This window comes from Nosocomiicoccus ampullae (assembly GCF_019357495.1).
GTDB classification, from domain to species: domain Bacteria; phylum Bacillota; class Bacilli; order Staphylococcales; family Salinicoccaceae; genus Nosocomiicoccus; species Nosocomiicoccus ampullae.
In genome coordinates this window covers 1,015,429-1,030,502 of the sequence record NZ_CP079110.1, presented here as the reverse complement: position 1 = coordinate 1,030,502, position 15,074 = coordinate 1,015,429, and the positions used below count along the sequence as shown (strand labels likewise).

Below are 15,074 nucleotides of genomic sequence, written 5' to 3'. Positions count from 1 at the left end.
TACATAAAAGTGACTTGTATAAAGAGGTTGCTTGTTTCGTTGACACAAAAGGCGTAATCGTACATGAAATGACAGGTGCTTTAATACAAAAGCGATTTGTATAAAATTAAATTATTTAATTTGATGCAAAATATTATAATGACATTATTTTGATAAAAAAATCGACTTTATTATAAAAAGATGATTAATTATTTAAAGGAGATGTTTTTATGAATGCAGGTGTAAATGCATCGGAAGCTGTAGCAAGCGGAGGTTTTTCACAATGGTTTATCATTATTCTAGTAATAATTAATATTGGGATAAGTTATTATCAATTTAAGCAAACGTCAAAAATTAGAGAACGTGAGATTGAAGATCATAATATTCGACATAGGGAAATGCTTAAAGAGCAACGTGAGCAATTTGATAAGCAATTACAACAAATGAAAGAACAACATGCAAAAGAACTAGAAGTGAATGTAGTTGTAGAATCTCAAAAGGATAGAATTGAAGATATCCGTCAATTGACTAATGATTATTTATTAAGAATTAGTGAGTTAAAAAAGGCTGTTTATAATAACTTACTTCATCGTATTCGTGACGAAGAAGATTTCAAAAGAAATTTACAATCAATTAATGAAAGTTATTTTGAATTAACATATCTAGTACTTGAAGCAAAAAATTTACTTGAATTTAGGTTATCAGAAATAGAGAAAACAGATTATTTAATTCAAGATACGAATAATCTTTATAATAAAACAAAGATGACTCCAATTGAAATTTTGAATTGTGACACGTTTAAGACACCAGATGGTGGTGAATTTCCACTCGAATATAAAGGAGATTTTACGCGTAAAAAATATAATAACGAACAAAACACAGCAAGACAACAACTATTCGATGAAACAAGTGATTATTTAAAATCACAGTGGAGTAGTCTATACAATAAAATCAATTCTCCTGAAGTATAAATTAATCAAAAAATATCCCCTTAAGTTATAGACTTAAGGGGATAAGTTTTATTCTTCACTTGCACGCACTGCGTTATGGTGGACGTCTGTAACGTCGTCATCGTCTTCAAGTGCGTCAATAATATTTTCTAATGTTTCGTAGTCTTCATCGCTTAATGAGACTGTGTTCATTGGAATCATTGTTAGCTCGCTTTGTGCGAGTGTGAATCCTTCTTCTTCAAGGTAATCTCGTACTTGTGCGAAATCTGTTTGTTCTGTAAAGATTTCAAATACTTCTTCACTCGTTTCTAACTCTTCAGCGCCCGCTTCAAGTACTTCCATTAACATCGTATCTTCGTCGACGTCTGTCGTACTACGTTCGATAGCGATGTAACCTTTTCTTTCGAACATATAACTTACAGATCCAGCTTCTCCAATATTTCCACCGTTTTTATTGTAAGCAATACGTACGTTTGTGTTTGTACGGTTACGGTTGTCTGTTAATGCTTCTGTTAAAATACCAACACCGCTTGGGCCATAACCTTCGTACATAACTGGATCATAATCTTCTCCAGCTCCAGATGTTGTCGCTTTATCAATCGCACGTTTGATGTTGTCTTTTGGCATATTTTCAGCACGTGCACGGTCCATAGCTAATCGAAGTGCTGGGTTAGTATCCGTGTCACCGCCACCTTGTTTTGCTGCCATGTAAATTTCGCGTGATAATTTTTGGAAAATTTTACTACGCTTTTTATCTTGCGCACCTTTACGTTGTTTAATGTTATTCCACTTTGAATGGCCTGCCATAATTTCGTCTCCCTCGTTATTTGTTAATTATAATTTAGCATTTTTTTCACTTAATGTCTAAATGATACGAGTAAATATATCTTTTTGATATAATAGGAGAGTTGGAGGAGTGTTTGAATTGAACAAATGGTTAATAGAGAATGCTAAAAAATATCCAGACAAACTCGCAATCATTTACGAAAATGATTCTCTTACATATAAAAATTTACAAGATAAAGTACATGAACTTTCTAAAAAACTTCCTAATATTAAAAGAGTCGGGGTATATATAGATAATAGTTTAGATAGTGCGGTTTTAATTCATAGTTTAATTGAACGGCATATTGAAATTGTCACGATTAATACAAGACTTTCAGCTAAAGAGATTAACAATCAACTGAGTGACGTAAATGTTGATACGATTTTTTCAACAATTGTTTCAGGTGTATTAGACGATGTAGAAGCTAAAGTATTTGATTATAACGATCTATTAAATTTAAAAGAAGTAGAATATGAAAAATTAGATGCGAATGATGATGATATATTATCAATTATGTTTACAAGTGGTACAACCGGGCGTCCAAAAGCTGTGACGCAAACTTATTTAAATCACTACGCATCACATTTAAATGCGAAAAAGGGTTTGAAATATGATTCAAATAGTACGTGGCTGATGGTGAATCCAATTTTTCATATTTCTGGATTCTCGATATTAATGCGTGCAATTATTTCAGGATGTACGTTAATTATTCATAATAAGTTTAATACTAAACATGTACTCGATGTAATCGAACAGCAAAAAGTCACACATACGTCGTTTGTACCAGTCATGCTCAGTAGAATAATGAGTGATGAAAATGTAGACAAAAAAGATTTAAGTAGTTTACAGGCAATTTTAATGGGCGGGGCGAACACGACACCAAAGCTATTGAAATCTGCGATATCGTTAAATTTACCAGTATATAATAGTTTTGGAATGACTGAAACGTGCTCACAAATTGTTATTATTTCTCATGATGATGAAAAAATATTATCCGGTACTGTTGGTAAAGTAAATGATAATATCTATGTTAATGAAAACAGTGAATTACTCGTTAAAGGCCAAAACGTAACTAACGGTTATTTAAATGCTGAAATCAATATTGAAGATGAATTTTTTAATACTGGAGATATTGCAGCAGTAGAAGATGGTTACTTATACATTTTAGATCGTAGAGATGATTTAATAATAAGTGGTGGGGAGAATATATACCCTAAAGAAATTGAAGATGTCGTATTAAAGTATACTGATTTAAATGCATGTGTTGTCGTTAAAAAAGACGATGATAAATGGGGACAAGTCCCTGTATTAATCGTTGAAGAGAAAGTGAACAATAGTACGTTAGAAGCATTATTTAATAAGTATTTAGCACGATTTAAACATCCAAAAGAAGTGATTATTGTTGACGAAATAAAATATACGCCGTCTGGTAAAATTTCTAGAAAATTAAACCGAGAGGCGTATATCGACTAATTATTTTCTCTTTTTTGGTGGAACTGGATCAAAGCCGCCTTCATGAAACGGATGACATTTTAAAATGCGACGTGTCGCTAAATAGCTGCCTTTAATTGCACCGTGTTCTTCAACTGCTTCTATTGCATACTGAGAACACGTTGGATAAAATCGACACGTCGGTGGAGACATTGGAGAAATATATCTTTGGTAAAAACGAATCATTTTTAAAATTAATTTTTTCATAAACACCATCTTTTCTAATTAAATTTAATATATCGAACGTATTAAAAAATATCAATTGAGGTGAACTCATGAAACAATTTAATGATGAGAATGGAAATTTAGTCGAATTATTTTTTGACGAATCAATTGAAGCAAAGCATTGTCTTGCAATCCCGACATATAAAAATCAGTATGTCTTTACGAAACATAAAAAAAGAGGAATAGAGTTTCCAGGTGGAAAAGTAGAAGCGGGAGAAACGACAATAGATGCTCTAAAACGTGAAGTTTATGAAGAAACCGGAGGAATCATAAAAAATACCGAGTATCTAGGGACTTATAAAGTTTACGAAGAGTATCCATTTTTTAAAGCAGTGTATAAAGTGAGTTTATCTAATATAGAAAATAAAAATGATTACTTAGAAACAAATGGCGCTGTATTATATGACTCAGTTGAAGATATAAATGAAGCGGATAAAAGCATCTTATTAAAAGATGATTGTATTATGTATTTGTATAAAAAAGCTAAAAATAAAAACGCAAATTGATTCCAAAATCAATTTGCGTTTTTTCTATGGATTAAAATCCACCTTTTTCAGCGATTTCTTTTACGTCATCACCGAACTTTTTAAAGTTTTCTTTAAATGATTCAATTAAGTTATTTGCTTTTTCGTCATAAGCAGCTTTATCTTCCCAAGTATCTTTAGGATTTAATACTTCGCTTGGTACACCTTCAATTTCTGTTGGAATTTGTAGACCAAATACATCATCTGTAACGAATTCATGGTTTTTAAGCTCGCCTTCAACCGCATCTGAAACCATTTTACGTGTGTATTTTAAGTTCATACGTTCCCCAACACCGTACTCTCCACCAGTCCAGCCAGTGTTTACAAGGTATACTGACACATCGTGCTTGTCGATTAATTCACCAAGTTTGTCTGCATATACTGATGCATGTAATGGTAAGAATGGTGCACCGAAACAAGTTGAGAATACAGGCTCAGGAGTCGTTACACCGCGCTCAGTACCTGCAAGTTTTGATGTAAATCCACTTAAGAAGTGATACATTGCTTGTTCTTTTGTTAATTTTGCGATTGGAGGAAGTACTCCGAATGCATCAGCTGTTAAGAAAACGATTGTTTTTGCATGTCCTGCTTTTGATGGTAATACCGCATTGTCAATATGGTTAATTGGATATGCAGCACGTGTATTTTCTGTGAGAGAATTATCATTATAATCAGGGTTTCTTTCATCGTCTAAAATAACGTTCTCTAATACACTGCCAAACTTAATTGCACGGTAAATTTCAGGTTCATTTTCTTCAGATAAATGAATGGCTTTTGCGTAGCATCCGCCTTCAATATTAAATACACCGTGTTCATTCCAACCATGCTCGTCGTCACCAATTAGGCCGCGTTTTGGATCTGCTGAAAGTGTTGTTTTACCAGTTCCAGATAATCCGAAGAATAGTGCAACGTCGTCTTTTTCACCAACGTTTGCTGAACAGTGCATACTTAAAATATCATTTTGTGGTAGTAAGAAATTCATCACAGAGAAGATAGACTTTTTCATTTCCCCTGCGTATTCTGTTCCACCGATTAAAACAATTTGTTTTTCAAAGTTTACTAAGATAAATGTTTCTGAATTTGTTCCATCTACTGCTGGATCTGCTTTAAATGATGGAGCTGAAACGATTGTGAAGTCCGGAGAAATGTTTAAACCTTCTTCTTTTGTTTCAGGATCAATGAATAATGCTTTAACAAATAAGTTATGCCACGCGAATTCGTTTACGACACGAATATTTAAGCGTGTATCTTCGTCTGCACCTGCGTAACCATTAAAGACGAAGAGTTCTTCTTTGTCGTCTAAGTAATTTAATACTTTTTCAAGTAAAGCATCAAATACGTCACCACTAATTGGTTTGTTAACTTCGCCCCAATCAACAGTATCTCTAGTTACGTCATCTTCAACGATGAAGCGGTCTTTTGGGCTTCGTCCAGTATATTTACCAGTTGTAGCAGTAAAAGCACCATTACTAGCGACTTTACCTTCGTTTCTTCTTGAAGCGGCTTCAACGAGTTCTGCACGAGATAATTGATTGTTCGTTGAATCTTTTTTAACAAGTGCTTCGATTTTATTTACAGAGTTTGACATTATATTAGTTGCCTCCAAAAATTAATTATCATTATTAGTTTATTATAACATGATAAAAGATTCCAATGAATCACAATATATTTTAAAAGTACTTGAAAACTTCTATTATTATGTGTATTGTTATAGACAAGTTATCTCTTATCAAGAGTCGGTGGAGGGAGTACCCCCTATGAAGCCCAGCAACCCCTTCGATTAAGAAGTATGGTGCTAAAGGTTGCAGAAATAGTTATTTCTGATCGATAAGAGAAAAGGGTGGCCTTTTCTCTATGTGTTGAGAAAAGGTTTTTTTAATGTAAGAGATAGCTAATAAAATAGTTGAGGAGAAAATATATGGAACGTAGATTATTTACGTCAGAATCAGTTACAGAAGGACATCCAGATAAAGTCGCAGACCAAATTTCAGATGCGATTTTAGATGAGATTATTAAAGACGATAAAGATGCACGTGTGGCTTGTGAAACAGTTGTTAATACGGGACTAGCAATGATTGTTGGAGAAATATCAACGTCTACTTATGTCGACATCCCTAAAATTGTTAGAAATACAGTAAAATCTATTGGTTATACGAACGCTGAGTTTGGCTACGATTATAAAACGATGTCAGTACTTACAGGAATCGACGAGCAGTCTCTAGATATCGCACAAGGTGTAGATGGTGAAGGTGATAACGAGTCTAAAGAAAAAGGGACAACTGGGGCAGGGGACCAAGGCTTAATGTTTGGTTATGCTACAGACGAGACTGAGGAATTTATGCCATTACCAATTACACTCGCGCATAAACTCGCGCGTCGTCTAACAGAAGTACGTAAAAATGATGTTTTAGATTATCTTCGTCCAGACGGAAAAACTCAAGTGACTGTTGAGTACGACGAAAATGATACACCACTACGCATCGATACAATCGTTGTTTCATCTCAACACGATGAAAAAGTGTCTCATGAAAAAATTAAGTCAGACATTAAAGAAGAGGTTATTGACTTTATTATTCCTGAAGAATTAGTGGATGAAAACACACGTATTATTATTAATCCGACGGGTCGATTTGTCATCGGTGGCCCTCACGGAGATGCAGGGTTAACAGGACGCAAAATTATTGTAGATACTTATGGTGGATACGCTAGACACGGTGGTGGCGCATTTAGTGGTAAAGATCCGACAAAAGTTGACCGTTCTGCAGCTTACGCAGCAAGATACATTGCGAAAAATATTGTCGCAAGTGGACTCTCAAAGCAATGTGAAATACAGTTATCATACGCGATTGGAGTCGCTGATCCAGTCTCTATCTCAGTGAATACATTTGGTACTGGTAAGCTTGAAGACTATAAAATTGCTGAAGCAATTCGTAAAGAATTCAAGTTAACACCAGACGGTATTATTAAAATGTTAGATTTACAGCGTCCAATTTATAAGCAAACAGCAAGCTACGGTCATTTTGGTCGACATGACATTGATTTACCATGGGAAAAACTTGATAAGACAGATGTTTTAAAATCTTATTTAAACTAGCTTTACAGCCACTTTAAGTGGCTGTTTTATTTTTATTTCTATTAATTAATTGCTATAATTAATAAAGTTAAATAGAAAAGGAGAGATTATATGTCTACAGATATATTAACAGAGCCACTTTTTATAATTGTTGCGGCTTTACTTGTAATCATAGCAATTTCATTTTTAATCTATTACATAAAGCATCGTAATGAAGTTACAGAAAATGAAAAATTATTTAAAAATAAAGAAGCGACACTCATTGAAAATTATGAAAAAACACAGGAAGATGAGCGTATGGCTCATAAAAAAGAGTTATCAAATTTAAATGAAAAATATCTAGAAGATACAACATTGTTAAACAATAAATTATCGAGTTTACAACAGTTTACTGTCGATAAGGGTGAATATTTGACAGATCTTGCGTTACTAAACTTTAAAAATAAACTCGTCACTGAAGAAAGAATTCGTGAATCAGATATGTATATTCTTTCTAATATTTACTTACCATCTAGAAACTTTACGAATACGCGTAAAATTGATCATCTTGTTTTAACACGTACAGGAATTTACTTAATTGACTCTAAATATTGGAGTGGACATATTTTACATGGAGTGACAGATGAGCAGTTCGATGAAATCCCATATTTAGAAGGAATTTTCCAACTCTTAAACTTAGATTCGCAAAAAGAACAAACGCTAATTTTTGAAAAAGAAAATGATGAAAAAGTATCTGTTAATTATTATAACGACACAATAAAAGAAACAGAAACAACTGCTGAAAAGCTTAGAAACGTACTTAAATTACAATTTGATGTTGTACCAATCATTTACTTTAACCCTAAAGATAATGGTGGACATACGATTATGAATTATTCTACAAATGGGAATACAAAAGTAATTGTTGGTACTGAGCAGCTTGAAGACTACTTTAATAAGCATGTCTTCCAAGGGCGTTTCCAATATACTGTTAAAGATTTAGATGAAATCGCTGAATCACTGATGCGATTAAACCCATAAAAAAACTCATCTTAGTTTAAAACTAAGATGAGTTTTTATTTTGTTACGAATATTCCAAGGTAAAAAAATAAAAGAGCAGTTATAAATGTTCCAAGTGTATATAAAAGAAGGTGACTGTATTTTTTATCTTTTAAAAGAATGTACTGGTCTTTAGTGAATGTAGAATACGTCGTAAATCCGCCTAAAAAACCGAGCATCATTAAATTAAAAAAGTCACTGCCATACATAACACTTTGAAATAATATACCAGTTAAGAATCCACCGATACTATTTACAAAAAGAGTGCCGAGTATTGATTTTGGAAATGTTTCTGTGATGTAATCTCTTACTACTGCACCAATTCCAGCGAGTAGTAGAATGACTAAAAAGTTAAGCATCCCGGTCACCTCTTAATTCTTGTATTTTAATACCGAATATAAACATTATTAATCCAAGTGTCATAGAAACGAATAAGTAAAGTGTGGATAAAAGAAAATCTCCACGTTCAAATAATGACGAAAGTTCTAATGTTAAACTTGAAAATGTTGTGAATGCACCAAGACAACCTGTTATAAAAATAAGTGCATTTTCTTTATATTTAAATCGATTAAAAATTATACCGAGTAAAAAAGCACCGAGTAAGTTTATAACGAGTGTTGACGTTATAAATGGGACATCAAAAAAACTAATTCCATAAATTGTTGTTACTCTAAACAACCCCCCAAGTAGTCCACCTAAAAATACATAGACATAACGGTTATACTTCATTTAAATCACCTATTAAAATAAATAAAAGGTACGGAATTTTCCGTACCTTTTTCTATTATATTACTTTTTAAAAAGTTTTGTTGCGAAAAGTCCTGCACCGACCGCACCAGCAGCTACAGCACCAATTTTAAACTTCTTATTGTGCGTTACTGATTTAACGAGTAAATTTAAATTTTGAGGACGTTCTGCAAGACGTCTCATAAAGTAAGCGTACCAATCATTACCGTAGGGTACGTAAACTGTGAAGTTATATCCTTCATCGACAATTTCTTTTTGATAGTCGCTTCTAAATCCATATAACATTTGGAACTCAAATTTATCGTGAGAAATATCGTTTGCTTCAACAAAATCAATCACACGGTTTATAATGTTATGATCATGTGTTGCGATAGAAGTAAATCCTTCACCATGTGTTAAGCGATATTTAATAAGTTCAAAGAAGTTCCCATCAATATCATTTTTAGACTGGTAAGCGATATTTGGGTCTTCTTTGTACGCACCTTTTACTAAACGTAAACGCACGTCTTTATATTTTTCAACGTCAAACATACTATCAAATAGGTAACTTTGAATTACAGTACCAACATTATCGTAATCTTTAAGTAATTCATCTAACACTTTTAAGGTCTTTTCTTTAGAAGCGTAGTTTTCCATGTCAATATTGACGAATATATTACCTGACTTTTTCGCCATATCCATTATTTCACGCATGTTTTCTAGGACATAGTCATCGCCTAAATTTAGACCGAGTTGTGTTAATTTTACTGAGAAATGCGCATTAAGATTATTATCGTAAATCGCTTCCATCATTTCTAAAATTAAACCTTTTTCGTATTCTGCTTGCGCACGATCTTCGATGAATTCTCCTAGGTTGTCAACAGTTACAGACATACCTTTTTGATTTAATTCACGAATTTTATCAACCGTATCCGATGTTTTAACTCCGCCAACAACGTGTTGAGCGCCAAAACGTAAGCCCATTTTTTTCGTCGCGTCGTTTACCGGTTTGATTTCAGATAAATTAATAAAAAAATCACGTAATACTGCCATTGTAAAATTCCCCCAAAAAATTTATAAAATATTAATTAAAACTACCCTTTGTAATGTGGAATATGATTGACGTATGTTTCATTAATACGTTTCATTTCCTTTAAATCGTTTTCATTTAACTCTCTAATAACTCTTGCTGGTCGTCCAAACGCTAACGTGTTCGGTGGAATTTGTGTATTTCCAGTGACGAGTGAACCTGCGCCTATAAATGCGCTTTCACCAATGACCGCACCATCTAATATTGTTGAGTCCATTCCGATTAAAGCACCATGTTTAATTGTACAACTATGTAATGTCACTCTATGTCCAACTGTTACATTGTCTTCCAAAATGAGTGGCATATTTGGAGATTGGTGAAGAACTGAATTGTCCTGCACATTTGTATAATTGCCAATTTTAACAGGTGCAATATCTCCACGTACAACGGTTCCAAACCATATTGACGCGTGTTGGCCAATCGTTACGTCTCCTATAATTGTAGCATTATCTGCTATAAAAGTGCTATCATGAATTTTTGGAAAGTGTTCTTTGTATTTTAAAATCATCATTAACGCACCTTTCACTTTGTTATAATAATATAATATCAAAGATTTTTTAAAATGTAAGGAGAAAAAATATGTGGAAATGGGAAATTGAAGGTAAGGCGAAAGGAATTGTTGTCATCTTACATGATATGTTAGAGCATCATGAATATTATTTAGACTTAATTTCAAAATTTAATAGTGAGGGATATCACGCACTTATTGGAGATTTACCTGGTCACGGACAAACAACGCGCATTAATAAAGGTCATGTTGATGATTTTAAGCAATACATCGACCGACTAAAAGAGTGGGTCGATGATGCGAGCCTTTACGAATTGCCGATTATCGTTGTCGGTCAAGGTCTTGGTGGACTGATAGTAACTGAGGCCTTAAAAGAAGGCGAGTTAAATATTGATGGTGCAGTTTTATTAAATCCGTTATATACGTTCAAGCAGTCATTTATGAACCGTAAAAATTTATTAAAATCGTCGATTCGTTTAACGAGCGACAACTCTAAATTTAAACTCGGCATTCGTATGGATAGCTTTACTACGGATAAAAAGGTTTTAGAACAATATAAAAATGACGATCTTCTCATTAAAGAAGTGAGTTATCACTGGTACACTGCAATTAACAATCGTATGAATGATATTAAAGATACGATGAATGAAGTAAACGTACCAGTACTTAGCATTCACTCTAACGAAAATGATATTGTTGATGTCGACAGAAACGTTAAGATTTTAAAAGAAATCGATTCAGATTATTTAAAACTTGTTCGTCTAAATAATATTGAACATGGTATTTTCCAAAGAGAAAATGTAAATGTTCCGTTTTACCATGTCAAACGTTTCTTAGAAGATTTAAACTATCATATTGGATTTATCGATTAAGTCTTCTACGTTCAATTACAATTATAAATGGTGCATTGTTTTTTTGATTAATGAAGCGGTACATTAAAACATTATAAAAATGTTGATCTAGTGACTCAGCGAATTCTAGAACGGCACGTTTTTCATCTTTACCATTTTTATGACCGTGGTAAATTGTAATAATCACACGTCCTCCAACTGATAATTTTGAGAGGATACGATTAATCGCTACAATCGTTGAATGACTGAGAGTTGTGATTGTTTTATCGGCATTTGGTAAAAACCCTAAGTTAAACATAGCGACATCTATGTCTCTATCTACGTATTTTAGGACGTTTTCGTGACTGTCGTTTATGAGCGCTAAATTTTCAATGTGTTTATGATTTGAAACTTTTTCTTTAGTCGATTCAATCGCTTGTTGCTGAATATCAAACGCATATACTTTACCTTTAGAAATATTATCGAGTAAAAATAGTGTGTCGTTACCATTTCCGCTCGTTGCGTCAACTGCGATTGAATGACTGTGTAATATGTCTAAAGCGAACTGTTTACTTTGATCAAGTACTCTATTTAACATTGTGACCTCCAAAATAATAATCGTATTTAATTATAGTATATAAAAGGATGAACGTAATGGAAGTCATTAAAGAGTTTCCGATTGGCCGGTTAAAAATTGAAACAAAAAACAATAAAATTATTAAAATTGTCGAAGTAAAAGAGCCTATAACAAATACAAATGATGAATTATTAAATAGAGTCATCCGAGAGCTAAATGAATATTTTATCGGAAAGAGAAAAGACTTTTCTTTTTCAGTTGAACTTACCGGGACAGAATTTGAAAAGACTGTGTTAAGGCATCTTATGGACGTTGCTTATGGAAACTTGACATCTTATAGTGAACTTGCTGAAAATGTAAAAAGTAAAACGTACAGTAGGGCTGTTGCAAGAGTAGTCGCAAATAATCAGTTACTTATTATCGTCCCATGTCACAGAGTAGTGAGAAAAGACGGTAATATCGGAGGGTTTCGTTTAGGAGAAGAAAATAAACGATATCTTTTAAATTTAGAAAAGAAGTTTGCATAAAGAGAGAAAACAAATTATAATAATTTTAAGGAAATAGTAATGAACGTATGATTTTTAGAGAGTTAGTGAGTGGTGAAAACTAACATCAGAAATTCATGAACTCGTCCGGTTTAAATTTAAAATTCTAAATGAAGTTGCACACTTATGTGAATGCGGGTGGTACCGCGGTCTTATAGATCGTCCCAATGTCTTTTGACATTGGGATTTTTTATATATTTAGGAGGAAAGTAAATGTCATATAATCATCGTAAAATTGAAGAAAAATGGCAAAATTATTGGTTAGATAACAAAACGTTTAAAACTGACACAAGTGACTTTAGCAAAGAGAAATATTACGTATTAGATATGTTCCCTTATCCTTCAGGTTCAGGACTACACGTTGGTCACCCAAAAGGATATACAGCAACAGATATTTTAGCGCGTTATAAACGTATGGAAGGATATAATGTCCTGCACCCAATGGGATGGGATGCATTTGGTTTACCAGCAGAGCAGTACGCGATTGACACTGGTAATGACATTCATGAATTTAATGAAAAAAACATTGATAATTTCCGTCGTCAAATTCAAGAACTTGGTTTCTCTTACGACTGGGACCGTGAAATTAATACGACAGATTCAAATTATTACAAATGGACACAGTGGATTTTTACTAAATTATATGAAAAAGGACTTGCATATGTCGATGAAGTGCCAGTGAACTGGTGTCCAGCACTCGGTACAGTGCTTGCAAATGAAGAAGTTATCGATGGATTATCAGAACGTGGAGGGCATCCAGTCATTCGTAAACCAATGCGTCAATGGGTGTTAAAAATTACTGAGTACGCAGATCGTTTACTTGAAGATTTAGACGACTTAGATTGGCCAGAATCATTAAAAGATATGCAGCGTAACTGGATTGGTCGTTCTGAAGGTGCGAATGTAACGTTTGAAATTAAAGATAGTAGCGAAACATTTACAGTATTTACGACGCGACCAGATACGTTATTCGGGTCAACATACGCGGTGCTCGCACCTGAACATGATTTAGTAGAAAAGATTACGACTGACGATCAAAGAGAATCAGTCGAAGAATATGTTGAAAAAGCATCACATAAATCAGATTTAGAACGTACAGAGCTTCAAAAAGATAAAACAGGAGTCTTTACTGGAAGCTATGCGGTGAATCCATTTAGTGGTGAAACGATGCCGATTTTTGTCGCGGATTATGTTCTTGTATCTTACGGAACAGGTGCAATTATGGCAGTGCCAGGACATGACGACAGAGACTTTGAATTTGCTGAAAAATTCGATTTAGAAATTAAACGTGTCGTTGATAGTGAAGAAGAATTACCATATACTGGCGACGGTCATCATGTAAATTCAAGTTTCTTAGACGGATTAAACAATGAAGAAGCAATTAAAAAAGCAATCGACCATTTAGAAGAGTTAAAAGCCGGAGAGGCGAAAGTAACATACAAGTTACGCGACTGGCTATTCTCTAGACAACGTTACTGGGGAGAACCAATTCCAATTATTCACTGGGAAGACGGCACATCATCGGCAGTACCTGAAGATGAATTACCATTAGAACTACCAAAGATGGATCAAATTAAACCGTCAGGTACAGGTGAATCACCACTTGCAAACAATGAAGAATGGTTAACAGTTATCCGCGAAGACGGAGTTAAAGGACGCCGTGAAACAAACACGATGCCTCAATGGGCGGGGTCTTGCTGGTATTACATTCGTTATATCGATCCAACGAATGATGAATTAATTGCAGACCCAGAAAAATTAAAACACTGGTTATCTGTTGATTTATACGTTGGTGGAGCAGAACACGCTGTACTTCACTTACTATACGCTAGATTCTGGCATAAATTCTTATATGACTTAGGTGTTGTACCTACAAAAGAACCGTTCCAAAAGTTATTTAACCAAGGAATGATTCTTGGAGAGGGTAACGAAAAAATGTCTAAATCTAAGGGTAACGTTGTGAATCCAGATGACATTACTAAAAGTCACGGAGCGGACACACTGCGTCTATACGAAATGTTTATGGGACCGTTAGACGCTTCAGTTGAATGGACGACAACAGGTGTAGACGGTGCAAGAAGATTCTTAGACCGTGTATGGAGACTTTTAATTGATGAATCTGGACAACTAAGAGAGACAGTTGTAAACGAAGAAACAGTTAAACTCGACAAAGTTTATAACGAGACGATTAAAAAAGTAACTGAAGACTTTGATAACATGCACTTTAACACAGCAATCTCACAAATGATGGTATTTGTAAATGAGGCGTATAAGGTAGATGAAATTTCTATTGATTATGCTAAAGGTCTCGTAAAAGTACTTTCACCAATCGCACCACATATTGCTGAAGAGCTATGGGAAAAATTAGGTGAAACAGATACAATCTCATATGCTAAATGGCCAACATTTGATGAGTCAAAACTCGTTGAAGATGAAGTAGAAATTCTCGTTCAGGTGCTCGGTAAACCAAAAGCACGTATTATGATGGATCCAACGTTAAGTAAAGATGAAATAGAAAAAATCGCATTAAACGATGAAAAAGTGAAAGAAGCAATTGAAGGAAAAACAATTCGAAAAGTAATTGTCGTACCTGGAAAGCTTGTCAATATCGTAGCGAATTAATAGAAAACCCCTTAAGTTTAACAACTAAACTTAAGGGGTTTTATTATCAATTAAACAATTATAAGGTTTT

Annotated in this window: 16 protein-coding genes and 1 riboswitch; of the genes, 8 read left to right on the top strand and 8 right to left on the bottom strand. The window is 33.9% G+C overall.

Annotation, left to right across the window (positions count from 1 at the left end):
* Window positions 1–209: 209 nt before the first annotated feature.
* Window positions 210–950 carry a hypothetical protein gene (locus KPF49_RS05255; protein ID WP_183672644.1) on the top strand — a complete coding sequence of 247 codons (741 nt, stop codon included), beginning with the start codon at window positions 210–212 and terminating at the stop codon, window positions 948–950.
* 48 nt (window positions 951–998) lie between these two features.
* Here KPF49_RS05255 and KPF49_RS05250 read toward each other — a convergent pair whose 3' ends face one another.
* Window positions 999–1,736, bottom strand: a complete 738-nt coding sequence (locus tag KPF49_RS05250) for a YebC/PmpR family DNA-binding transcriptional regulator (protein WP_183672645.1) — start codon at window positions 1,734–1,736, stop codon at window positions 999–1,001.
* A 118-nt stretch (window positions 1,737–1,854) separates the two neighbouring features.
* On the opposite strand from KPF49_RS05250, the gene menE reads away from it, so the two are divergent.
* On the top strand, window positions 1,855–3,228 hold the full coding sequence (gene menE / locus KPF49_RS05245; protein WP_183672646.1) for an o-succinylbenzoate--CoA ligase: 1,374 nt from the start codon (window positions 1,855–1,857) through the stop codon (window positions 3,226–3,228).
* Here the strand turns inward: menE and yidD are convergent, their stop codons facing one another.
* A complete protein-coding gene (gene yidD, locus KPF49_RS05240; protein WP_183672647.1) occupies window positions 3,229–3,453 on the bottom strand; it encodes a membrane protein insertion efficiency factor YidD in 225 nt (74 codons plus the stop codon).
* 68 nt (window positions 3,454–3,521) lie between these two features.
* Here yidD and ytkD point away from each other — a divergent pair, with 68 nt between their 5' ends.
* Complete coding sequence (ytkD, locus tag KPF49_RS05235) at window positions 3,522–3,977, top strand: RNA deprotection pyrophosphohydrolase (RefSeq protein ID WP_183672648.1); 456 nt, start codon at window positions 3,522–3,524, stop codon at window positions 3,975–3,977.
* A gap of 31 nt (window positions 3,978–4,008) precedes the next feature.
* On the opposite strand, the gene pckA is transcribed toward ytkD, so the two are convergent.
* Window positions 4,009–5,583, bottom strand: a complete 1,575-nt coding sequence (gene pckA / locus KPF49_RS05230) for a phosphoenolpyruvate carboxykinase (ATP) (RefSeq protein ID WP_183672649.1) — start codon at window positions 5,581–5,583, stop codon at window positions 4,009–4,011.
* A 135-nt stretch (window positions 5,584–5,718) separates the two neighbouring features.
* Window positions 5,719–5,829, top strand: a riboswitch (SAM riboswitch).
* 84 nt (window positions 5,830–5,913) lie between these two features.
* On the opposite strand from pckA, the gene metK reads away from it, so the two are divergent.
* On the top strand, window positions 5,914–7,089 hold the full coding sequence (gene metK / locus KPF49_RS05225; protein WP_183672650.1) for a methionine adenosyltransferase: 1,176 nt from the start codon (window positions 5,914–5,916) through the stop codon (window positions 7,087–7,089).
* A 90-nt stretch (window positions 7,090–7,179) separates the two neighbouring features.
* Complete coding sequence (locus KPF49_RS05220) at window positions 7,180–8,088, top strand: NERD domain-containing protein (protein ID WP_183672651.1); 909 nt, start codon at window positions 7,180–7,182, stop codon at window positions 8,086–8,088.
* Between the two features lie 35 nt (window positions 8,089–8,123).
* Here the strand turns inward: KPF49_RS05220 and KPF49_RS05215 are convergent, their stop codons facing one another.
* The 4 genes from KPF49_RS05215 to KPF49_RS05200 are packed head-to-tail and all read right to left on the bottom strand — an operon-like array spanning window position 8,124 to window position 10,430.
* The gene (locus tag KPF49_RS05215; protein WP_183672652.1) at window positions 8,124–8,465 is read right to left on the bottom strand and encodes a fluoride efflux transporter FluC; all 342 of its coding nucleotides are present in this window, start codon (window positions 8,463–8,465) and stop codon (window positions 8,124–8,126) included.
* A complete protein-coding gene (locus KPF49_RS05210; protein WP_183672653.1) occupies window positions 8,458–8,835 on the bottom strand; it encodes a fluoride efflux transporter FluC in 378 nt (125 codons plus the stop codon). The genes KPF49_RS05215 and KPF49_RS05210 overlap by 8 nt, the downstream gene beginning before the upstream one ends.
* Before the next feature lie 60 nt (window positions 8,836–8,895).
* The gene (locus tag KPF49_RS05205) at window positions 8,896–9,885 is read right to left on the bottom strand and encodes a proline dehydrogenase family protein (RefSeq protein ID WP_183672654.1); all 990 of its coding nucleotides are present in this window, start codon (window positions 9,883–9,885) and stop codon (window positions 8,896–8,898) included.
* 41 nt (window positions 9,886–9,926) lie between these two features.
* Entirely contained in the window at window positions 9,927–10,430 is a 504-nt protein-coding gene (locus KPF49_RS05200) for a gamma carbonic anhydrase (protein WP_183672655.1), read from the bottom strand.
* A gap of 71 nt (window positions 10,431–10,501) precedes the next feature.
* Between KPF49_RS05200 and KPF49_RS05195 the strand changes: the two genes are divergently transcribed.
* Complete coding sequence (locus KPF49_RS05195) at window positions 10,502–11,302, top strand: alpha/beta fold hydrolase (protein ID WP_183672656.1); 801 nt, start codon at window positions 10,502–10,504, stop codon at window positions 11,300–11,302.
* On the opposite strand, the gene mnmM is transcribed toward KPF49_RS05195, so the two are convergent.
* Window positions 11,292–11,858 carry a tRNA 5-(aminomethyl)-2-thiouridylate-methyltransferase MnmM gene (gene mnmM, locus KPF49_RS05190; RefSeq protein WP_183672657.1) on the bottom strand — a complete coding sequence of 189 codons (567 nt, stop codon included), beginning with the start codon at window positions 11,856–11,858 and terminating at the stop codon, window positions 11,292–11,294. The genes KPF49_RS05195 and mnmM overlap by 11 nt on opposite strands.
* Window positions 11,859–11,914: 56 nt before the next feature.
* Here mnmM and KPF49_RS05185 point away from each other — a divergent pair, with 56 nt between their 5' ends.
* The gene (locus tag KPF49_RS05185; RefSeq protein ID WP_183672658.1) at window positions 11,915–12,364 is read left to right on the top strand and encodes a methylated-DNA--[protein]-cysteine S-methyltransferase; all 450 of its coding nucleotides are present in this window, start codon (window positions 11,915–11,917) and stop codon (window positions 12,362–12,364) included.
* A gap of 231 nt (window positions 12,365–12,595) precedes the next feature.
* Window positions 12,596–15,004 (top strand): leucine--tRNA ligase, encoded by a 2,409-nt coding sequence (gene leuS / locus KPF49_RS05180; RefSeq protein ID WP_183672659.1) that lies wholly within the window; start codon window positions 12,596–12,598, stop codon window positions 15,002–15,004.
* Window positions 15,005–15,074: the final 70 nt, after the last annotated feature.

Bases quoted from the DNA above. Each gene is read 5' to 3' on its own strand.
- pckA (WP_183672649.1), bottom strand. From the start codon at position 5,583: ATGTCAAACTCTGTAAATAAAATCGAAGCACTTGTTAAAAAAGATTCA.
- KPF49_RS05205 (WP_183672654.1), bottom strand. From the start codon at position 9,885: ATGGCAGTATTACGTGATTTTTTTATTAATTTATCTGAAATCAAACCG.
- ytkD (WP_183672648.1), top strand. From the start codon at position 3,522: ATGAAACAATTTAATGATGAGAATGGAAATTTAGTCGAATTATTTTTT.
- KPF49_RS05185 (WP_183672658.1), top strand. From the start codon at position 11,915: ATGGAAGTCATTAAAGAGTTTCCGATTGGCCGGTTAAAAATTGAAACA.
- KPF49_RS05250 (WP_183672645.1), bottom strand. From the start codon at position 1,736: ATGGCAGGCCATTCAAAGTGGAATAACATTAAACAACGTAAAGGTGCG.
- metK (WP_183672650.1), top strand. From the start codon at position 5,914: ATGGAACGTAGATTATTTACGTCAGAATCAGTTACAGAAGGACATCCA.
- KPF49_RS05195 (WP_183672656.1), top strand. From the start codon at position 10,502: ATGTGGAAATGGGAAATTGAAGGTAAGGCGAAAGGAATTGTTGTCATC.
- KPF49_RS05200 (WP_183672655.1), bottom strand. From the start codon at position 10,430: ATGATTTTAAAATACAAAGAACACTTTCCAAAAATTCATGATAGCACT.
- KPF49_RS05215 (WP_183672652.1), bottom strand. From the start codon at position 8,465: ATGCTTAACTTTTTAGTCATTCTACTACTCGCTGGAATTGGTGCAGTA.
- leuS (WP_183672659.1), top strand. From the start codon at position 12,596: ATGTCATATAATCATCGTAAAATTGAAGAAAAATGGCAAAATTATTGG.
- KPF49_RS05255 (WP_183672644.1), top strand. From the start codon at position 210: ATGAATGCAGGTGTAAATGCATCGGAAGCTGTAGCAAGCGGAGGTTTT.
- mnmM (WP_183672657.1), bottom strand. From the start codon at position 11,858: ATGTTAAATAGAGTACTTGATCAAAGTAAACAGTTCGCTTTAGACATA.
- KPF49_RS05220 (WP_183672651.1), top strand. From the start codon at position 7,180: ATGTCTACAGATATATTAACAGAGCCACTTTTTATAATTGTTGCGGCT.
- yidD (WP_183672647.1), bottom strand. From the start codon at position 3,453: ATGAAAAAATTAATTTTAAAAATGATTCGTTTTTACCAAAGATATATT.
- KPF49_RS05210 (WP_183672653.1), bottom strand. From the start codon at position 8,835: ATGAAGTATAACCGTTATGTCTATGTATTTTTAGGTGGACTACTTGGG.